Source organism: Betaproteobacteria bacterium, from assembly GCA_016713305.1.
Taxonomy (GTDB): domain Bacteria; phylum Pseudomonadota; class Gammaproteobacteria; order Burkholderiales.
In genome coordinates, this window is record JADJPK010000020.1 from 22,040 (window position 1) to 41,765 (window position 19,726).

Here is a 19,726-nt window from a genome sequence, read left to right on the forward strand (position 1 = left end):
GTGTTCGAAACCGGTCAGAGCGATTCCAGAAATTTCAGAAGTGCCTGCCGATCCTGTGACGGCATCGAACGGAACGTGTTGCGGGACTCCGTCGCCTCGCCCCCGTGCCACAGGATGGCCTCCGTGAAGTTCCGGGCGCGCCCGTCGTGCAGGTAGGCCGGGCTCCCGTTCACGGTTTCCGACAGGCCGATGCCCCACAGCGGCGGCGTGCGCCAATCGCGTCCGCCGGCTTCGAAATCGGGACGCCCGTCCGCCAGCCCTTCACCCATGTCGTGCAGGAGCAGATCGGTGTAGGGATGAAAAGTCTGTCCGGCGAGCGCCGGAAGCGGCGGGAACTCTTGAGCGGTCTTCATCTGCGGCGTGTGACAAGTGCTGCACCCTGCCTCGCCGAAGATCGTCTCGCCGCGCTGCACCAGCGGATCGCCGCTACTGCGTCTTGCCGGCACCGCCAGAGCGAGCGTCCAGAACTCCAGTTCGTCCCAGTCGGTCGTCACCAGTTCGGGGTCGTTGCCAGGCGTCTGCGCTGCACACAGTGTCTGCACATGCGGGCAGTTCTGGGCGCGGTAGAGGGGGAGGTGAGGCCCATGTCCCCCAGCGCAGCCACGGCGATCTGCTGCCGGATACTGGGCTGATTCGCTTTCCAGCCGAAACGCCCGATGGCCACGCGCGCGTTGACCGCATCCCACACCCGGTTCACCCGACCGTTCATACCGAGCGATCGCTGCATTTCCATGCGCTCCAGCAGCGCGGCATCCGGAACGGCCTGGAGCAGCCCCAATCCGAAGACCGGCTGGGCAAGTCGCAACGAAAACATGGCCTGGGGACCGAACTCGCCGAAGGCGAGATTCGTTGCGCGAAGAAGGGGGCGCCGAAGCGGCACCTGCTCGCCGTCGCCCAGCGTGACGACGTGTTCCTGCCAATCGACATGGAGTTCGGCTTCCGGGGGGACCGGAGCCGTGTGATAGGCAAAGTCCGGAAACGGGCCGCGCAGAGCCCCGTTCTGCAACTGATCGCCGTAGGCGGGATGCGCAACGGGCTCTCCATGCTCGCCGGTACCGGGAACCGAGATGCGCACGAGCATCGAAAGGAGCTGTTCGTCCGGGGACGCAGGAGGGCGGCCACGTCCGGCCCCGCCGTGGCATTCGCCGCAGCTCTTCGCGATGTAGGTGGGTCCCAGTCCCCATTCGAACTGAAGCGACGTGACCGATGCCCACTTCTTGTCGAAGTGGTGGCGTCCCCGGTTGAAAGCCTGCAGCGATTGCCGGGGGAGGCCGGCGATCGGCTGCAGGTACGCCTCCGCGTCGGAGCGGGAACTGACGAGGCTGTCGTTCGAATTGCGCTGGGGAGCCTCGCCGGCAGGTATGGCCGGAGACGAAGGCACCGACAACGCGAGGGCGAGAGCCAGGCAGGAAACGGGTCGGCGATGCACGGAGTCCGATCGGTGGGCAAGGGGGTTGCGAGTGGGCGGAGGCCATGACACGAAGGACGATCACCAAAGCCGCAAGATAAACCGTTGGAGCGTGGGCGTGCCACCGAATCACGGCGCGGTTGACATGGGTCAACGGTTGGGAACACGCTTTGACGGAGATTTCGCGCACCCGCGCGCAGCAGGGACGGTCCTTGTGCGCCGGAGGCAAACGCAGCCCAGGGAGGTTTCAGGATGAGACTCAGGCTCGCAGGCGCAGGTGTCTTGCTGATGCTGTCAGCCGCAGCTGCATTCGCGGCGGAAGACGTGGATCTCGCAGAAGGCGAGAAGCTCTACACGGCCCAGTGTCAGATCTGTCATGGAAAGGCTGCTGCAGTGGACGCGAGCGAGGCGCTGCTTCCCGCGCGGGGGCCCGGAATGGTGCTCGCTGCGGCGCAGCACGGACGCAGCGATGTCCCGGTGACGCTCGCCTTCGCGCCGCCCTTCGGTCCGCCGCTCAACGGCGTCTACGGAAGAAAGGCGGGGAGCGTTCCCGGATTCGACTACTCGAGCACCCTGCTCGCCACCCTCAAGGATCTCGTCTGGGACGACGCGTCCCTCAACGTCTGGATCACCAATCCGCAGGCATGGGTGCCCGGCGTCTACATGTTCTACAAGCAGCCCGACGCGGAGATCCGCCGGAAGATCATTGCCTACCTGAAGGCCAACCGATAGGGGCGTCGCGTCCAGGCACCCTGCGGGCATCCGGACGAGGTCAGGCGCGCGTCACGACGTGAGGGCCGAGGACGCCTGTTCGCGAACCAACCGTCGCTAGCCGTCCTTCAACGACTCCCGCAGTTCGCGCTTGAGGATCTTGCCGCTGGCGTTCTTGGGCAACGCGTCCACGAACACCACGCGCTTGGGGGCCTTGAAATGCGCAAGACGTTCGCGGCAATGGGCAATGAGGGTGTCTTCGTCGAGGGACTGTCCCGCCTTGCGCACGACGGCCGCCGTGACCATCTCGATCCAGGTCGGGTGCGGCGTTCCGAACACTGCCGCTTCGGCCACGGCCGGGTGCTGGTAGATCGTCTCTTCCACTTCGCGGCTCGCGACGTTCTCCCCGCCCGTCTTGATCATGTCCTTCTTGCGGTCGACCACCCGCAGATAGCCTTCCTCGTCCATCACGCCCAGATCGCCGCTGTGAAACCAGCCGTGGCGGAACGCCTCTGCGGTCTTCTGCGGATCGTTCCAGTATCCCAGCATCACGTGTGGCCCCCGGTGGACGATCTCGCCCACGGTGCCGGGCGGCACCGGATGGTCGTCGTCGTCCACGATCTGCGTTTCCACGTTGATGCATGCCTTGCCTGCCGAACCCAGCTTGCGCAACTGGTCCTCGGGCCTGAGCGCCGTGGCCACCGGCGACATCTCGGTCTGTCCGTAGAAGTTGAACAGGCGCAGGCCCGGCAGGCGTTCGGAGAGTTCCTTCACCACCTCCATGGGCATGATCGACGCGCCGTAGTACCCCTTGCGAAGGCAGGACAGGTCGCGCCTGTCGAAATCCGGGTGCCGCAGCAGGCCGATCCACACCGTGGGCGGGCAGAAGAGCTTCGTTGCACGGTTCCGTTCGATCGCGGCGAGCAGCGCGGCAGGATCGGCGCCAGGCAGAAGGATGTTCGTGGCGCCGAGATACAGGCCGGGCGAGAGAAAGCAGTGCAACTGGGCGCAGTGAAAGAGGGGAAGAGCGTGGACTTCGATGTCGTCGCCGCTCATCTCGCCGTCCACGATGCAGCTCACGTACTGGGAGATGTAGTTGCGCGAAGACAGTGTGGCGCCTTTCGGCCGCGATTCCGTCCCGCTGGTGTAGAGCAATTGCACCGGCTCGTCGTCGCCTATTGCCACGTCGGGAGGCGTCGCATCGGCATGGCGCTGCCAGCGGTCCGTGTCTTCCCAGCCTGAAGGCAGAGGGTCGCCATGGTCGGGAATGATGGCCTTCAGCCGCACCGTGGGCGGTATGAGCGCGAGAGCGGCTTCGCCCACGGGATGCAATCTGTCTTCCACGATCAACGCCACGGCCTCGCTGTGCTGGAGGATGTAGGCGACCTCCTGCGCGTTCAGCATGAAATTGACCGGCACGAGAATCGCACCGATGCGCGCCGCGGCGAAGTTGAGCAGCACGAACGTGTCGTTGTTGTGGGACAGCAGCGCGATGCGCTCGCCCTTGGCGATGCCGCGAGCTGCAAGGGCATTGGCGACGCGGTTGACGGTCTCGTCGAGCTGCGCGTACGTCCAGTGGCGATCGCCATACGCAAGCGCGATCTTGTCGGGCACGCGGCGGGAACTGCGCCAGAGCAGTTCGCCCAGCCCGTACCGGCGGGCGCGTTCCACGGTGGGGAGTGCAGCGGTGGTCATGTCCGGTGGATCGTTCAGGAGTCGGCTTGGGCTGGAAGCGTATCGCAAGTTCGGGGCGGGATCCCCGGTTTCCCGCTGACACGGAGAATCCTGGTCGCGGGTTCCGTGCGGAACCGGGGTTCGGGCGTGCTGTCGCGTGTCCCCGCTTGGCGGTAGAGTGCGCAGCCTCGGCAGAACCCGGATCCGCCATGAACCACAGTATTCGCGCTGGACGAGCGCCCCAGCCTTCCACTGCCGTGAACTTCGCGGTGCCGCAAGACGCCTGCGACTGCCACACGCACATTCATGGGGAACCCGCGGAGTATCCGTTCGATCCCGCGCGTGCGTACACACCGGAGACCGCCTTGCCGCACGAAATGGCGGCGCTGCACGCCGCGCTGCATGTGCGCAGGGTGGTGATCGTCACGCCCAGTGTCTACGGCACGGACAACTCTGCAACGCTGTACGGCATGAGGGCACGCGGTGGCGATGCGCGCGGGGTCGTGGTCATCAACGACGACACGGCGGACGGAGAACTGGACGCGATGCACGCGGCCGGCGTGCGAGGCCTGCGGCTCAACCTTTCCACCGCCGGCATCCACGATCCGGACGTCGCCAAGGTGGCACTCGGGCGCGCGTTGCGGCGCGCGGCGGCGCGGGGCTGGCACGTGCAGATCTTCACCCATCCGCCGACCATCGAGGCCGTGGCCGACATCGTCCGGCAGGCACCCGTACCCGTCGTCTTCGATCATTTCGGCGGGGCGGTCGCCTCCGCTGGCATCGGTCAACGCGGGTTCGCCGATCTCGTGGACCTGGTCCGGACCGGCCACGCCTACGTGAAGATCTCCGGTGCCTACCGGTCTTCCAGCCTCGCACCGGATTTTCCCGACATCGTGCCCTTTGCGCGTGCGCTCATCGAGGCCAACGCGGACAGGGTTCTGTGGGGTACCGACTGGCCCCATCCGAGCGGCGCCACGCCGGCGGGACGGAATCGCCTGGAGATCCCGCCCGCGCATCCCATCGACGACGGACGGCTCATGAACCAGCTTGCGATCTGGGCTCCGGACGAATCGCTCCGCGCGAGAATCCTCGTGCACAATCCCGCGCGTCTTTACGAGTTCTGAGGCTCGCATCATGACGGCCATGCGCTGCATCCGGACGGGCCGCGAACGGGAGGGGGCCGCGTGCTGAAACTGGAAGGGAGGACGGCCCTGGTGGCCGGGGCCGGTTCCGTCGGGCCGGGGTGGAGCAACGGGCGGGCAACGTCGGTACTCCTGGCGCGGCAGGGAGCCTCGATCCTTGCGCTGGACCGCGACGCGGCTTCGCTGGAAGAGACCGGGCGTCTCGTCGAGTCGGAAGGCGGACGCTGCGTGACGCACGTCTGCGACATGACGCGGGCAGCGGAGGTCGAGAAGGCGGTCGACCTCTGCCGGAGCACGTTCGGCACCATCGACATCCTGGTGAACAATGTCGGAGGATCGGCGCCCGGGGATCCGGTGACGATGACCGAAGAGGTGTGGGATGCCCAGATGGCGCACAACCTCAAGACGGCGTTCCTGGGCTGCAAGTTCGTGTTGCCGGTCATGGTCGGTCAGGGCCGGGGTGCCATCGTGAACCTGTCTTCCGTGGCGGGGTTGAGAATGGGCACCGAACGCGTCCATGTGGCCTATTCCGCGTCGAAGGCGGGCATCCTGGCGCTCACGAAGTCCGTGGCCCTGGCGCATGCGAAGCACGGCATCCGGTGCAATGCAGTCGTGCCGGGGCTCATGCACACGCCCCTCGTGGAGCAACGGCTTGCCAGGACCGTCGGGGGCGGAGATCTGGCCGCTCTCATCGAGCGGCGAAACGCCCTGGTGCCGATGGGGCGAATGGGCGATGCGTGGGATGTCGCGCACTGCATCCTGTTCCTCGTTTCCGACGAGGCGCGGTACATCACGGCGACGGAAATCGTCGTCGATGGCGGCCTGACGTCCGCGGGTATGTAAAGCAATGCAGGTCTGAGCAGTCGGCCGCCGATCATCCGCAATCGGCATCGGAACGTTGTTTATACTGTCCGAAGACGGCGTCATAGAACGCCGCAGCCAGCCGGGGCCATCAGATTGCGAGTACCGGCATGCGCCTGCAGGAGAAGACGAGGAGGATTTCGCGCGTCGTTGCGGCAACGCGTCTTGCGCTCGGCGCCATCCTCTGTGCCGGCATCACGTCGCCGGGACTGGCCGAACCATCGGTTCCGGATCTGGCGGATCTGACACTGGAACAGCTCGGCAACGTCGTCGTCACATCGGTGTCGCGGCGCGAAGAGCGGCTCATCGAAGCCCCGGCCTCCATCTTCGTCATCAATGCGGACGACATCCGCCGGTCCGCAGCCCAGACATTGCCCGAGGCGCTTCGTCTCGCGCCAAATCTGAATGTCGCTCGCACGTCGGCTGCAGGCTATGTCGTGAGCGCGAGAGGTTCTCGTCCGGTCTCGGCAACAAGATGCTGGTGCTGCAGGACGGGAGGATTCTGTACTCCCCGCTGTACTCGGGCGTGTTCTGGGACGCGCAGGACGTGGTCCTGGAGGACGTGGAACGCATCGAGGTCATCAGCGGTCCCGGCACCACGCTGTGGGGTGCGAATGCGGTGAACGGCGTGATCAACATCATCACCCGTTCTGCCGCCCAGACACAGGGAGCGATGGTTTCGCTCGGCGCGGGCGACCGTTCACGCATCAACACGCTCCGGTACGGTACGGAGCTGGGCGAACACGGCAGCCTGCGTTTCTATGGACGATTGACGGAACATGAGGGAACGAGCCGTCAGGACGGGACGGCGCTCGTCGACGCGGCAGAGCGGGCGCAGGCGGGATTCCGCGGCGACTGGACGGTCCGGCAGGACGCGATCATGGTGCAGGGCGATGCCTACCGCGCGCGGATCGACCAGACCACCGGGGGCTTTCGCGATCTCGAAGGAGCCAACCTCATCGGACGCTGGACCCGCTCGTTCCAGGACGGGTCCAGCTTGCGGGTGCAGGGGTACTACGACCGTGTCGAGCGCGACCAGCCGGGGGCTGTGCGGGAGAAGCTCGACATCGCCGATGCGGAGATTCATCACGCGTTGAGGCCCCATGGCGCTCACCGCGTCCTGTGGGGCGGGGGATATCGCAACGCCGATTCGAAGACCGAGGAGATCCCTTTCGCCCCGGCATTTCTTCCGCGATCCCGTACCCTGCAGTCGTGGCATCTGTTCGCGCACGACGAGATCGCGCTGACGCCGACGGTGGATCTCACCCTGGGACTCAAGGTGGAGCACAACAGCTACACGGGTGCGGAAGTGCTGCCGAATGCGCGGCTCGCCTGGCGGCTGTCCTGGGAACGGATGGTGTGGCTCGCTGCAACGCGTGCCGTGCGGGCGCCATCGCGCGTGGATCGCGAGTTCCACTCGATGGGCATCAGTCCCACCACGGTAAGAGGCGGTCCGGAATTCCAATCGGAGATTGCCGAGGTGCTGGAGATCGGTTACCGCGCCCAGGCGTCGCCGGGTTTCTCCTATTCCCTCACGGTCTTCCATCACTGGTACGACCGGCTGCGCAGCTTCGAGCCGCTGCCGGCCGGGGGTGGACTGGAAATCCGGAACAGAATGGAGGGCACGGCTCACGGCGCGGAGGCGTGGGGCACCTATCGGGTGAGCGACAATTTCCGCCTTTCCGCCGGGGCGGTGTTCCAGCGCATGCAACTGCGGCTGGAACCCGGCAGCTTGAGCGCAGGCGGAGTCGCCGTGCAAGGCAACGATCTCGACCACTGGATCACGATGCGCGCGTCGTGGGATCTTTCCAGCCGCCACGAACTGGACGTCGCAGTGCGTCACGTGGGCGACCTGCCTGACCCGGCCGTGCCGGCCTACACCGCCGTGGATGCGCGACTGGGCTGGCGGGTCACCCGGCCGCTGGAGCTGTCCGTCAGCGTGAAGAATGCATTCGATCACAGCCATCCCGAGTTCGGTCCGTTCCCGAGCCGGCCCGAGTTCGCCCGCACGATCTTCTTCAAGGCACTGTGGCGCCCGGGAGCGACACGATGAACGGGAGAGTGCTTGGCGTGCGTGCGGTCCTGATCGCGCTTGTCTGGGCAGTCAGCCTCTGCGCGCACGGGCAAGTGGCGACGGCCGCAGCAGTGAAGGCGGCCTACATCTATCGCTTTCTCGAATACGTGACCTGGCCCGCCGAATCGTTCCGTTCGGCCGAGGATCCCGTGCTGATCGGCACCATGGAATACGACGATGTCGCTGCGGAACTCGTTCGCGTCGCCCGGACGCGGCGCATCAACAACCGGCGGATCGAGGTGGTGCTGGTGCGCGAGGAAGCCGGAGTGCATGCCCTTTACGTGGCACGCACCGACACGACACGCGGGCAGAGGCTCATCGACAATGCCAGGGAACGCCCGGTACTGGTGATCACGGACGGGCCGGACGGTCTGGACCGGGGCGGCACGATCAACTTCGTGCCCTCGGGCGACCGCCTGCAGTTCGAGATCTCCCTGGAAGCGGCCACCCGTGCGGGGCTCACCGTCAGTTCCAGGCTGCTGACGGTGGCGGTCCGGATTCGCAAGTCGGATGCGAGCGGATCGCGCTACGCGGGCCGGGGATCTCATCTCCTGCATCGGGCCCTCGGGTTCCTCGGCGATACCCTGCTGGGCCGTGACGGCGCATTCCATCTGGCCGGCGCACCCTCGCACGAGACCTTCGCGTGGCGATGATGGAGCGGGTGGCCCGGTCGGTACGGGCGAAGCTGCTGCTTCTGCTGGGCGCGGTGACCGCCATCGCATTGGTCATCTCGGCGATCGCGCTGCTCACCTACGAGGCAAGAACCTACCAGAATCGCTGGGCCCAGGACCTCTCGGCCCAGGCCGACATCCTGGGCATCTCCAGCTCGGCGGCCATCGCCTTCGAGGACGCCCGTGTCGCCCGGGAAAATCTGCTCCTGCTGCGAAGCCGGCCGGCCATCCTGGCGGCGGCACTGTACGACGAGCACGGCAGGCTCTTCGCGAGTTTCGTCCGCGATGCCGATCAGCCGCATCCCCCTGCCGTTGCGGACAAGTCCGGCATGGTCGTCGATGGAGAGCTGATCACGCTCGTGAAGCCCATCGTCGACGGGTCCTCCTTCGTGGGTTCCGTGTATCTGCGAGCGACGTACGGGCTGGCGGACCGTATCCGCAGTTACGCGGCCATCCTGTTCGCGGTCTTCGTCCTGAGCCTCTTCGCGGCCGTGGCGATCGGCATCTGGCTCCAGCGCAAGATCACCGAACCCATCGTGGCCGTGGCGGAGACGGCGCACCAGGTCATCAACACGCGGGACTTCTCGCTGCGGGTGCAGAAGACCACGTCGGACGAGATCGGCTATCTGGTCGATGCTTTCAACACCATGCTTGCGGAGATCGGGGCGCGATCCGAGGCGCTGATCACGGCGGACCGCATGAAGGACCAGTTCCTGGCCACGCTCGCGCACGAGTTGCGAAATCCGCTCGCCCCCATGAGCAATGCGCTTCATCTCATGCGCGTGGCGCCGGACCGGCCGGAGATCATGGAATCGGCCAAGGACATGCTGGAGCGGCAGTTGCGGCAGATCGTCCGGCTCGTGGACGATCTGCTCGACGTTTCCCGGATCACCACGGGCAAGCTGACGCTGCGCAAGGAGATCGTCAGCCTGCAGAGCGTGCTGGCCAACGCGATCGAGATCGCACGTCCGCTCGTGGATTCCCGTGGTCATTCGCTGCGCGTGGATCTGCCGAGAGCCGAGATCCTGCTCGATGCCGATTCGGCCCGGCTCGCGCAGGTGTTCTCCAATCTGCTCAACAACGCGGCCAAGTACACGGATGAGGGCGGGGCGATCGACGTGCGTGCCGTGGCGGACAATGGGTCGGTCACGGTCGATGTGGTCGACAACGGCGTCGGCATCGCACCGGAACTGCTGCCCGAAGTGTTCAAGATGTTCACGCAGCTCGATTCTTCCATCGAGCGGCGCGTCCAATCCGGCCTCGGTGTCGGTCTCGCGTTGTCCCGCCGGCTCATCGAGATGCACGGCGGGGACATAGAGGCTGTGAGCGAAGGGCGGGGACGAGGATGCTGCTTCCGGGTCCGCCTGCCGATGGTTCTGGCCTATCAGCCGGCCGAGGTTTCCACAGGAGAGGCCCCGGCGGATGCGGGGCCTCAGGGGCTGCGTGTGCTGATCGTCGACGACAACGTCGATTTCGCCAACAGCCTCGCCGTCATCCTGCGCGAGATGCGTCACGATGTCGTGGTGGCGCACGACGGGCCCGCGGGAGTGGATCGCGCGCGGGAAATGCTTCCGGACATCGCGTTCGTCGACATCGGCCTGCCCACGATGAACGGATACGATGTCGCACGGCTTCTGAGAGCCCAGCCGCCGCGCGCCGGGATGCTTCTCGTGGCCGTCACAGGGTGGGGCCAGGAGGGCGATCGCGCCCAGGCCATGGCCGCGGGATTCGACCTGCATCTGGTCAAGCCGCTGGACGTGCTGCAACTTCCGGAGGTGCTGCGAATGTACCGGAACAAGTTTGCCCCGGACGTCGCAACCCCACCGCCGCCGACCCGGCGCGGGCCGGATTCGCCCGCGCCGCTGGGTCCCCGTCTCAATGGATGACGGGTTCGCGGGGAGCGTACGAGCGGGGCTCCCGAAGACGCCCCGTCGCCGTGGACCATGGCGACAGAACTGCGGATTGCGGTTGCGGTCGGGTGTGGCTTCGGCATGAGTATTGACGGAGGGGCTCCAGGCGACCCGTATTCACGGGCCCTCGAGCGGAATTCCCTGGCGCCGCACGGTACGTCATTGCTTCGCGGAGAGCCGCCGAGCCCACTGCGCGTGGAGCGTCACTGTCCGTAAGGTTTTCCGGGAGAAGTCGCGGATTTCCGGATTGCCGGACGACGCTCCCCTCTCGAGCAGCGCGAGGGTCCTGTCGTGATCCGCCACCCCGGCGTTCCGGACATACTGGAGATCGAACTCCCTGCCCGAGGCGCGTGACAGTGCGGCGAGTTGGGCACGATGTGCTTCGTCCGTCTCATCCGGCGCCGCCACACCCAGGCGTGCCGCCAGAGCCCGCAGTTCCTTCAGAGTGGCCGAATGGTCATCGACCATGGTGCGGGCGAACGAGCGGATCGCCTTGCTGGGCGACTTCCTGCCGGCGAGTTGCCCGGCTTCGACCTCCGCCAGATTCCCCTGGACCAGAGCCAGGAGGAGTTCCCGGTCTTCGGTCGCGACGGCGCCGGGTGCCCTCGGTGCGCTGCCCGATGGCGTGGCCTGGACCGACGAGCCGTTCGTGGCACCCGCGCTGTCGGCGGGTTGGGCGGGGACGGCCGCACACGAGACGATCACGAACAGGACTGCGCGCGGTGCCTTCATGGCCGGCTCCCTGGGAATCGACGGGCCGGGTCAGCGGCAATTCGGGGTCCTGCCATTCCCGGCGGTCACGGCGGCCGGCCAGCAGTCCAGGCGTCCAGATTGCCCACTCGCGGGTTCCACAACCCCGCGGAGGGCGCCATGAATCGCACCCGAATCGTCAGTCAGCTTGCAGGCGCCATGGCGCTGGGAACGAGTGTGTTTCTATGGGCAGCCCCCGGGGCTGAATTCGCGACCGACGACGAAGGGATCGTGGGGACCTACCGCAAGACGGTTCCGGACATCGACTTCCGTACCTCGAAGGCGCGCGACGAGGCGAACAAGCCCAAGGTGCATGCGCGGCAACGGGCTTTGCTGGAGGAACGCTACGATCTGTCGGACCGGCCGACGGGCATCCGGATGTCGGGGGGCAAGCGCGCCATTCAGGGAGGCACAAGGGTCAGACTGCCACAGGGACTCTCGTGGGAAAGGTTGAGCCAGATGCCTCCGGAGGAGATCCGGCAGCGCGATCTCTTCCCGGGGGGGTTCCGGCCGCTGCCCCATGTGAAGCACGAGACCGGCGGCATGGTGTTTCCTCAGTTCGAGATCGACGAGATCGACCGGCAGGAGCGGCGCACGCTCCTGCGCTTCGATGCGGAGTTCGATCTGCCAGACCATCTGCTTCCGGAGTTCCCGCCGCCGATCTTCCTGCAGATGCGTCCGGAACTGGGCGATGTCTCCAAGGGGCAGCTTGTCACGACGCGCAACTTCTTCCAGCTGTTCAACGGCATCATCACGCCGGTCCAGATGGAAGGACTGCGGCTGCTGCTCACGCCGTTTCCGCAGGAGGAGTTCAATCAAACCGATGACCGGAAGGTCGCGGATCCCCAATTCGGGGTGGCCTGTCTGGACTGCCATGCCAACTTCAATACCAACGGTGCATTCCACCTGAACCCCGACACGCGTCCGCAGGCGCGCCGCTTCAGGATCGACACGACGAGCCTGCGCGGGCTTTTCAATCAGCAGATCCACGGCTCCAAGCGGTCCCTGCGTTCCGTCGAGGATTTCACAGAGTTCGAACAACGCACGGCGTACTTCAACGGCGACCACGTCTCTGCCGACAAGAAGGGCTCGCATCAGCCGAACCGCACCAATCAGGTATCCCTCATGGCCCAGATGCAGAACATGATCGACTTTCCGCCGGCACCCAAGCTCGACGCCTTCGGAAGGCTGGATCCGCGCAAGGCCACACGGGCGGAACTGGAAGGCGAGCGGATCTTTCATGGCAAGGGAACCTGCAGCCAGTGCCATTCCGGGCCGGCCTTCATGGATCATCAGATGCACGATCTCCATCTGGAGCGCTTCTATGTCGCCGAGGTGATCAACGGGCAGGACAACGGGGCCGAGGGGCCGATCAAGACCTTCACGCTGCGCGGCATCAAGGACACGCCGCCCTATCTGCACGACGGCCGGTTGCTCACGCTGGAGGACACCGTGGAGTTCTTCAATCTGGTGCTGGGGTTGCGCCTCGAAGCCGGGGAGAAGGGCGCGCTGGTGGCATACCTCAGGGCGCTTTGATCCTGCACACCGGCGCGCGCGGCAGCGCCGGACTGCCCTGTCGCGCGCCAGGGTTCGCCATGGACGACTACAATCGGGCACTCCGTCCCGCAGGACTCGCTTGTCCATGCCTTCCCCCGCGCACGTCCGGCAACTCGTCCTGTCACGTCCGCAGGTCCGCAACGCGCTGGACCTTGAGACCACCGAACGTCTGATCGCGTCGCTCGCCCAGGCGGCGAGCGATCCGGCGGTAAGGGCCATTCTGTTGCGTGGCGAAGGTCCGGGCTTCTGCGCGGGCAGCGACGTCAAGGAAATGGCCCGCCTGTCTCCTGCGGAGCGGCTCCATGTGGCGGAGCGCAAGGCGGCCCTCATGCGGGCCTTGCGCGATCTGGACAAGCCTGTCGTGTGCGGTGTCCATGGTTTCGCGCTGGGAGGTGGTTTCATGCTGGCCATCGGATGCGATGCCGTGGTCACGGCGGCCGACGCAGTGTGGCGTCTACCGGAAGTGGAACTGGGCTTCTTCCCGCCCTGGGGAATCGAAGCGCTGGCAGGGCGGGTCGGCATGGCCCGCGCGCGCTGGCTCGTCTGGGGGGTGGGCGCACTCGACGGCAGCGAGGCCGGCGCTCTGGGCCTCGCCGAAATCGTCGTCCCGGCGGGGGAGGTCGAAGAACGTTCCCTCCAGCTTGCGCAGCGTCTTGCCTCTCTGCCTGCGCAGTCCGCAAGTTCCACCAAGCGGTTTTTTCGCGAACACTTTCCGGTCCCCGGCGACCTCGATGTCAGAGCCCGCGCCGTCTATGGTGAGGATTGTCTGGGGCCAGAGGCAGGCTCCACGTTCGGACGGTTCCGCTCCCGGGACTGAATCGGCCTGCGTCCGGACATCCGGGCGAACAGCTCTGTTCCAATCCGCCGAAAGTTTCCTGTGAGTCAAGGTTGTTGACTCACAGATACCAATGGTGCATCCTGCGAAAAAATATTGCTTGGGATGCACTTCCTTCACCGATGTGCTTCCAGGGCCGAATGAGTCAAATGTCTGCTTCCACTCGCCGTTACACCCTTACCCTGTCCTGTGCGGGACGCCTCGGAATCGTCGCCGCCATCAGCGGGCTCGTCGCCCGCCACCAAGGCTGGATCACGGAGGCGAACCACTACGTCGATCCGCAGTCCGGGCGGCTCTTCATGAGAATCGAGATCGTGGCGTCGTCGCTTTCGGTCGATCTCCCGGAGTTTCGTTCCCTGATGCTTCCCATTGCCGACGAATACGGCATGAAATGGCGCGTGAACGACAGCGCGGAGCGAAAGCGGGTCGTGATCCTCGTGTCGAAGCAGGCGCACTGCCTGTACGACCTGCTGTCGCGCTGGCAGTCGAAGGATCTCAACATCGACATTCCGTGCGTCATCTCCAACCACGAGAGTTACCGGGACCTCGTCCAATGGCACGGAATACCGTTCCATCACGTTCCGGTCACCCCGGACAACAAGGCCGAGGCCTACGGCAAGGTGGAGCAGCTCTATCGGGAAGCGGGAGGCGAAGTCATGGTGCTCGCCCGCTACATGCAGATCCTGTCGCCGGAAATGTGCGAACGTCTGTCCGGCCAGATCATCAACATCCACCACAGCTTCCTGCCCAGCTTCATCGGCGGCAAGCCCTATCACCAGGCGCACGAGCGTGGCGTCAAGCTCATCGGCGCCACCTGCCACTACGTGACCACGGATCTCGACGAGGGTCCGATCATCGAGCAGGACGTGATCCGCATCGACCACGCGGACGCGCCGGAAGACCTCGTGCAATACGGCCAGGACATCGAGAAGACCGTGCTGGCCCGGGGCCTGCGATATCACCTCGAGGACCGCGTCTTCCTGAATGGCCGCAAGACCGTCGTCTTCCGCTGATCTTCCCCCATGGCCTACCAACTCCTCCGATTCGCCCTGAGCCGTGAGCATCCCGAGCCGCGCATGTTCCGGCGGCCCGATCGGCTGAAGAGCAGTTACGACGTGGTGATCATCGGCGGCGGCGGCCACGGGCTGTCGAGCGCCTACTATCTGGCGCGGGACCACGGCATCCGCAACGTCGCGGTCCTGGAGCGGGGCTACATCGGGGGCGGCAACACCGGCCGCAACACGACGATCATCCGGTCCAACTACCTCACGCCCGAAGGCGTGGCGTTCTACGACGAATCCGTGCGGCTGTGGCAGGACCTGTCCGCGGACTTCGATCTCAACCTCTTCTATGCCAACAGGGGCCACTTCACGCTGGCCCACACTGATTCCGCCGTGCGCACCATGCGCTGGCGCGCCGAGGTCAACAAGCACCTGGGCGTCGACAGCGAACTGGTGGGGCCGGACGCGGTCAAGGCGGCCAGCCCGCAGATCGATATCACCTGCGGCGGTCATGCGCCCATCCTGGGGGCGCTGTATCACGCGCCCGGTTCCATCGCCCGGCACGATGCCGTGGCCTGGGGTTACGGACGCGGCGCCGATCGGCGCGGGGTGGAGATCCACCAGAAGACCGAAGTCACCGCCATCGACGTGCAGGGTGGCAAGGTGAGGGGCGTCCATACGAACCAGGGCTACATCGCCACGAACAAGGTGCTTTGCGCGGTAGCGGGATTCACGCCGAGGGTGACGCACATGGTGGGTCTCACCACGCCCATCTACGTGCACCCGTTGCAGGCGATGGTGAGCGAGCCGATGAAGCCATGGCTCGATCCGATCCTGGTGTCCGGCAGCCTGCACATCTACGTGAGCCAGTCCGCCCGCGGCGAACTGGTGATGGGCGCGTCGCTCGACCCCTACGAGGTCCAGTCGACACGCTCGACCCTGGACTTCGTGGAGGGGTTGTCGGCGCACATGCTGGACATGTTCCCCTTCCTGTCGAACGTCCGCGTGAACAGGCAGTGGGCCGGCATGGCGGACATGACGCCCGATTTCGCGCCCATCCTCGGCAAGACACCGGTCGAGGGGTTCTATCTCGATGCGGGTTGGGGCACCTGTGGATTCAAGGCCACGCCCGTGTGCGGCAAGACCATGTCCTACACCGTCGCCAACGACCGCAATCATCCGCTCATCGAGGGTTTCAACCTCTCGCGCTTCGAGACCTATCAGCTCACGGGAGAGAAGGGGGCTGCAAGTGTTGGTCATTGATTCTGGCCGCAGGAGAGGGTCATGAAACTGCTCACCTGTCCGGTGAACGGACCCAGGCCCGTTTCCGAGTTCGTCTACGGCGGCGAAGTGCGTCCCATGCCGGCTTCAGACTGCAGCGACCCCGAGTGGGCCCGCTATGTCTTTCACCGTAGCGGCATTCCCGGCATCAAGATCGAGTGGTGGTATCACACCGCCAGCGGCACGTGGTTCCACGCGGAGCGCGATGTCGTCGCCGACCGGGTGATCCGCACCTGGCTCCCCGGTGAAGGCTCCATGGAGGTGGGCGGAGCATGACCGACCGTCTGCCACCTCTGCCTGGCGAGTGGATCGACCGCCAGCGCCCGATCGATTTCCGCTTCGAGGGCCGCGCGTACCGCGGCTTCGAAGGCGACGTTCCCAGCAGCGCACTCTGGGCCGCCGGGGTGCGCGTGCTCGGCCGCAGCTTCAAGTACCACCGGCCCCGTGGCGTGCTGAGCATGGCCCAGCACGACGTGAACACGCTGATGCAGGCGGGACAGCGTCTGAATCTTCGGGCCGATGTCGAAGCGCTGGAAGCCGGCATGGATCTGCAGGCAGTCAACACGTCCGGAGGCGTGGACGGGGACAGGCTGCGGATCCTCGACCGGCTTGGGGCTTTCCTTCCCGTCGGCTTCTACTACAAGGCTTTCCACAAGCCGGCGCGGTTCGCGGATGCCTGGGAGAAGGTGTTCCGCCGGTTGACCGGGCTGGGCCGCCTGGACTTCGCCACGCCGCACATCCGCACGCCCAAGCGTTACGACTTCGCGGACGTCCTTGTCATCGGCGGCGGCCCCTCGGGACTCCAGGCTGCGCTGGCGGCGGGCCGTGCGGGGGCGAAGGTCGTGCTGGTGGACGAGAACGCCAGGCTGGGCGGCAGTCTCGGTTATCAGCGGGGGGGTACCGCGGGAGGTTCAAACACGCTCGACCGGCTGCTCAGGGAGCTGGCGGATCTGCCGAACGTGAGCCTGCGCCCGGGAACGCTCGCGGCGGGCTGGTACACCGACCACTGGGTGCCTCTGATCGACAGGGCGCGCATGACCAAGATGCGCGCCCGTGCCGTGATCGTCGCTCAGGGTGCATTCGAGCAACCGGCGGTCTTCCGCAACAACGATCTGCCGGGCGTCATGCTCGCCTCGGCAGCGCAGCGCCTCATCTACCGGTACGCCGTGAAGCCTGCGCATCGCGCCATCGTGTTTACGGCCAATGCCGAAGGCTACGAGGCGGCGCTCGACATGAACGCGCATGGTGTGGCCGTGGCGGCGGTGGTCGATCTTCGCGCGGCCGGGCAAGGCGGATCGCTGCAGGACAGGGTGGAACGGGCGCGCATTCCGGTGCTGGCGGGCCACGCCGTGTTCGAGGCGCGGGGCGGCGATGACCGCCTGACGGAGGTCGTGGTGTGTCCGATCGACGCGCAGGGCCGGGTCGACACGGCGTCGCCCAAGCGCATCGCCTGCGACGGTCTCATGATGAGCACGGGATGGGCACCTGCCGCGGCGCTTCTGTACCAGTCCGGATGCCGCATGATCTACGACGAGAGCGTCGCGCAGTTCGTGCCCGAGGCGTTGGCACCGGGCATGTACGCCGCGGGAAGGGCCAACGGTGTTCACGGTCTGGAAGCCCGCCTGGCCGATGGCGAGCGCGCGGGGCGCGAGGCGGCACGCGGCCTTGGCCTGGAGGTGCCGGAAGCGGCGCCGGTGATGAGAGGTCCGGCAGGGGCTTCCCATGCCTGGCCCATCATCGAACACCCCGCCGGAAAGAACTTCCTCGATTTCGACGAAGACTTGCAGGTGAGGGATTTCCTCAACGCCGCGCAGGAGGGCTTCGACAACATCGAACTGCTGAAGCGCTACACGACCGTGGGCATGGGGCCGTCCCAGGGCAAGCATTCGAACATGAATGCGATCCGCATTCTCGCGCGGGTGCTGGGAGCCAGCCCGGGAGACGTGGGCAGCACGACCGCGCGGCCGTTCTTTCACCCGGTGCCGATGTCGCACCTCGCCGGCCGGGGATTCGACCCGCGGCGGCAGACGCCCATGCATGACCGGCACGAAGCGCTGGGTGCGCAGTGGATGCCCGCGGGGCTGTGGCTGCGGCCCGAGTACTACGCGGCGGACGGGGCCACCAAGCAGGCCCAGGTGCAGGCCGAGGTGCACGCCGTGCGCAACGGGGTGGGACTCATCGACGTCGGAACGCTGGGGAAGATCGAGCTTTTCGGACCGGATGCCGCCGAGTTTCTGGAACGCGTCTATACCGGGCGTTTCGCGAACCTGAAGGTGGGCATGACCCGCTACTGCGCCATGCTCGACGAGTCGGGTGTCGTCATCGACGATGGCGTGGTCGCGCGGATCGCCGAAGAGCACTGGTACTTCACGACCACGACCACCGGGGCGGCGGTCGTCTATCGCGAGCTGCAGCGGTGGAACGCACAGTGGAACCTGCGGGTGGGTCTCGTCAATGCGACGGGGGCACACGCGGCCGTGAATCTCGCCGGCCCGAAGTCCCGCCAGATGCTGCGGCAACTGACGGACATCGACCTGGACAGCGCAGCATTTCCCTATCTCGGTGTCCGCCGGGGAGCGGTGGCCGGCATTCCGGCGCGGCTGATGCGCGTGGGCTTCGTCGGCGAACTCGGCTACGAGATCCACGTGCCCGCCGAGTACGGCGCGGCGCTGTGGGATGCGCTCATGGAAGCGGGCAAGCCGTTCGGGCTCAAGCCCTTCGGTGTCGAAGCTCAGCGGGTGCTGCGGCTGGAGAAGGGCCACATCATCATCGGCCAGGACACCGATGGCCTCACCACCCCCGACGAGGTCGGGCTGGGCTGGGCGCTCAAGCTCGACAAGCCGTTCTTCGTGGGTCAACGCAGCGTGCAGATCGTGCGCGCGCGCGGACTCCGGCAGCAATTGGTGGGATTCGAACTGGAACAGGGCGCGGCAACGGTGCCGAAGGAGTGCCACCTCGTCATACGGGACGGCGCAATCGCAGGCCGGGTGACGAGCATCGTGGAAAGCCGAAGCGTGGGCCGCACCGTGGGTCTGGCCTTCGTTGCCCCGGGCATGACCGACACCGGCACGCGCTTCACCATCCGTGCCGAGGGGGGCGTGATGGTGAACGCCACCGTCGTGCCTATCCCCTTCTACGACCCTGCCGGCGAGCGGCAGAAGAGCCCGGATTGATCCCGAGATGAATGCTCCTCGATCGAGTGCATTGCACGTGTCTCTCAAGGCGAGAGGGGCACGCTTCGATACGCTGCTCGACATGCCGGCTGCCGTTCAGGTGGCGGACACTGACGCCGAACGGGCGGCCGTCCTGGGCATCGCGGACGTCTCGTGTCTTCGCCGCATCGGACTCAAGGGTCCGCGGGCGGGTGAGTGGCTGAGCCAGCGGGGCGTTGCCGTTCCCGCAGACCCGAATTCGTGGGTGCCGGTGGAGGGAGGGCTTGTCGCCCGGCTGGCACGCACCGAGTTTCTGGTGGAGGACGGTCCGGGCGCGTCGACGGTCACGCGGATCGCGGGCGAGCTGGAATCGGGTCTGGAAGGTGTGTATCCCGTGTGGCGGCAGGATTGCGCGCTTCTGCTGGCGGGAGAGCGTGTCATGGATCTCCTGCGCGAGACGTGCAATGTGGATTTCGCCTCGTCCGCGCATGCCGGCGAGGCCGTGACGCTCACGCAGATGGTGGGCGTTTCCGTCACCGTCCTGCGGCAGCAGGTGGGCAGCCGTGCGTGCCATCGCGTGTGGTGCGACTACAGCGCAGGGGTCTACCTCTGGGAGACGCTCACGGGCATTGCAGAGGAAATGGGCGGGGGTGCCGTGGGCATCGCCGCGGCGTGGCCGGCGCTCGTGGCTGGCTGAGA

17 protein-coding genes are annotated in these 19,726 nt (G+C 66.2%); 13 read left to right on the forward strand and 4 right to left on the reverse strand.

Going from position 1 to position 19,726, the window contains the following annotated elements; translation table 11 throughout:
• Window positions 1-14 precede the first annotated feature (14 nt).
• Together IPK20_20220 and IPK20_20225 are read right to left on the reverse strand one after the other, a co-directional pair.
• Window positions 15-494, reverse strand: coding sequence for a c-type cytochrome (locus IPK20_20220; protein MBK8018788.1), 480 nt, complete (start codon window positions 492-494; stop codon window positions 15-17).
• Entirely contained in the window at window positions 491-1,429 is a 939-nt protein-coding gene (locus IPK20_20225; protein MBK8018789.1) for a hypothetical protein, read from the reverse strand. Before IPK20_20225 ends, IPK20_20220 begins: the two co-directional genes overlap by 4 nt.
• Window positions 1,430-1,660: 231 nt before the next feature.
• Between IPK20_20225 and IPK20_20230 the strand changes: the two genes are divergently transcribed.
• The gene (locus tag IPK20_20230) at window positions 1,661-2,140 is read left to right on the forward strand and encodes a hypothetical protein (protein ID MBK8018790.1); all 480 of its coding nucleotides are present in this window, start codon (window positions 1,661-1,663) and stop codon (window positions 2,138-2,140) included.
• A gap of 96 nt (window positions 2,141-2,236) precedes the next feature.
• On the opposite strand, the gene IPK20_20235 is transcribed toward IPK20_20230, so the two are convergent.
• On the reverse strand, window positions 2,237-3,814 hold the full coding sequence (locus tag IPK20_20235; protein MBK8018791.1) for an acyl-CoA synthetase: 1,578 nt from the start codon (window positions 3,812-3,814) through the stop codon (window positions 2,237-2,239).
• A gap of 188 nt (window positions 3,815-4,002) precedes the next feature.
• On the opposite strand from IPK20_20235, the gene IPK20_20240 reads away from it, so the two are divergent.
• The 5 genes from IPK20_20240 to IPK20_20260 all read left to right on the forward strand — a co-directional run bounded on the left by IPK20_20240 (window position 4,003) and on the right by IPK20_20260 (window position 10,427).
• Entirely contained in the window at window positions 4,003-4,917 is a 915-nt protein-coding gene (locus IPK20_20240) for an amidohydrolase family protein (protein ID MBK8018792.1), read from the forward strand.
• Window positions 4,918-4,977: 60 nt separating this feature from the next.
• Window positions 4,978-5,778, forward strand: coding sequence for an SDR family oxidoreductase (locus IPK20_20245; GenBank protein MBK8018793.1), 801 nt, complete (start codon window positions 4,978-4,980; stop codon window positions 5,776-5,778).
• A gap of 493 nt (window positions 5,779-6,271) precedes the next feature.
• Window positions 6,272-7,849, forward strand: a complete 1,578-nt coding sequence (locus tag IPK20_20250) for a TonB-dependent receptor (protein MBK8018794.1) — start codon at window positions 6,272-6,274, stop codon at window positions 7,847-7,849.
• The gene (locus IPK20_20255) at window positions 7,846-8,523 is read left to right on the forward strand and encodes a YfiR family protein (protein ID MBK8018795.1); all 678 of its coding nucleotides are present in this window, start codon (window positions 7,846-7,848) and stop codon (window positions 8,521-8,523) included. Before IPK20_20250 ends, IPK20_20255 begins: the two co-directional genes overlap by 4 nt.
• Window positions 8,514-10,427, forward strand: a complete 1,914-nt coding sequence (locus IPK20_20260) for a response regulator (protein MBK8018796.1) — start codon at window positions 8,514-8,516, stop codon at window positions 10,425-10,427. Before IPK20_20255 ends, IPK20_20260 begins: the two co-directional genes overlap by 10 nt.
• Before the next feature lie 183 nt (window positions 10,428-10,610).
• Here the strand turns inward: IPK20_20260 and IPK20_20265 are convergent, their stop codons facing one another.
• A complete protein-coding gene (locus IPK20_20265) occupies window positions 10,611-11,183 on the reverse strand; it encodes a DUF4142 domain-containing protein (protein MBK8018797.1) in 573 nt (190 codons plus the stop codon).
• Window positions 11,184-11,321: 138 nt separating this feature from the next.
• On the opposite strand from IPK20_20265, the gene IPK20_20270 reads away from it, so the two are divergent.
• The 7 genes from IPK20_20270 (at window position 11,322) to IPK20_20300 (ending at window position 19,724) form a co-directional block, all read left to right on the forward strand.
• Window positions 11,322-12,737, forward strand: a complete 1,416-nt coding sequence (locus tag IPK20_20270) for a cytochrome B6 (GenBank protein ID MBK8018798.1) — start codon at window positions 11,322-11,324, stop codon at window positions 12,735-12,737.
• Window positions 12,738-12,843: 106 nt separating this feature from the next.
• On the forward strand, window positions 12,844-13,575 hold the full coding sequence (locus IPK20_20275) for an enoyl-CoA hydratase/isomerase family protein (GenBank protein ID MBK8018799.1): 732 nt from the start codon (window positions 12,844-12,846) through the stop codon (window positions 13,573-13,575).
• A 158-nt stretch (window positions 13,576-13,733) separates the two neighbouring features.
• Window positions 13,734-14,606, forward strand: a complete 873-nt coding sequence (purU, locus tag IPK20_20280) for a formyltetrahydrofolate deformylase (protein MBK8018800.1) — start codon at window positions 13,734-13,736, stop codon at window positions 14,604-14,606.
• A gap of 9 nt (window positions 14,607-14,615) precedes the next feature.
• Window positions 14,616-15,857, forward strand: coding sequence for an FAD-dependent oxidoreductase (locus IPK20_20285; protein ID MBK8018801.1), 1,242 nt, complete (start codon window positions 14,616-14,618; stop codon window positions 15,855-15,857).
• Window positions 15,858-15,878: 21 nt separating this feature from the next.
• Entirely contained in the window at window positions 15,879-16,151 is a 273-nt protein-coding gene (locus tag IPK20_20290; protein MBK8018802.1) for a sarcosine oxidase subunit delta, read from the forward strand.
• Window positions 16,148-19,048, forward strand: a complete 2,901-nt coding sequence (locus tag IPK20_20295) for a (2Fe-2S)-binding protein (protein MBK8018803.1) — start codon at window positions 16,148-16,150, stop codon at window positions 19,046-19,048. Before IPK20_20290 ends, IPK20_20295 begins: the two co-directional genes overlap by 4 nt.
• 7 nt (window positions 19,049-19,055) lie before the next feature.
• The gene (locus IPK20_20300) at window positions 19,056-19,724 is read left to right on the forward strand and encodes a hypothetical protein (GenBank protein MBK8018804.1); all 669 of its coding nucleotides are present in this window, start codon (window positions 19,056-19,058) and stop codon (window positions 19,722-19,724) included.
• Window positions 19,725-19,726: the final 2 nt, after the last annotated feature.

Excerpts from the sequence above, each read along its gene's own strand:
- IPK20_20230 (MBK8018790.1), top strand. The coding sequence starts at position 1,661 with ATGAGACTCAGGCTCGCAGGCGCAGGTGTCTTGCTGATGCTGTCAGCC.
- IPK20_20235 (MBK8018791.1), bottom strand. The coding sequence starts at position 3,814 with ATGACCACCGCTGCACTCCCCACCGTGGAACGCGCCCGCCGGTACGGG.
- IPK20_20240 (MBK8018792.1), top strand. The coding sequence starts at position 4,003 with ATGAACCACAGTATTCGCGCTGGACGAGCGCCCCAGCCTTCCACTGCC.
- IPK20_20250 (MBK8018794.1), top strand. The coding sequence starts at position 6,272 with ATGCTGGTGCTGCAGGACGGGAGGATTCTGTACTCCCCGCTGTACTCG.
- IPK20_20255 (MBK8018795.1), top strand. The coding sequence starts at position 7,846 with ATGAACGGGAGAGTGCTTGGCGTGCGTGCGGTCCTGATCGCGCTTGTC.
- IPK20_20265 (MBK8018797.1), bottom strand. The coding sequence starts at position 11,183 with ATGAAGGCACCGCGCGCAGTCCTGTTCGTGATCGTCTCGTGTGCGGCC.
- IPK20_20270 (MBK8018798.1), top strand. The coding sequence starts at position 11,322 with ATGAATCGCACCCGAATCGTCAGTCAGCTTGCAGGCGCCATGGCGCTG.
- IPK20_20275 (MBK8018799.1), top strand. The coding sequence starts at position 12,844 with ATGCCTTCCCCCGCGCACGTCCGGCAACTCGTCCTGTCACGTCCGCAG.
- purU (MBK8018800.1), top strand. The coding sequence starts at position 13,734 with ATGAGTCAAATGTCTGCTTCCACTCGCCGTTACACCCTTACCCTGTCC.
- IPK20_20285 (MBK8018801.1), top strand. The coding sequence starts at position 14,616 with ATGGCCTACCAACTCCTCCGATTCGCCCTGAGCCGTGAGCATCCCGAG.
- IPK20_20290 (MBK8018802.1), top strand. The coding sequence starts at position 15,879 with ATGAAACTGCTCACCTGTCCGGTGAACGGACCCAGGCCCGTTTCCGAG.
- IPK20_20295 (MBK8018803.1), top strand. The coding sequence starts at position 16,148 with ATGACCGACCGTCTGCCACCTCTGCCTGGCGAGTGGATCGACCGCCAG.
- IPK20_20300 (MBK8018804.1), top strand. The coding sequence starts at position 19,056 with ATGAATGCTCCTCGATCGAGTGCATTGCACGTGTCTCTCAAGGCGAGA.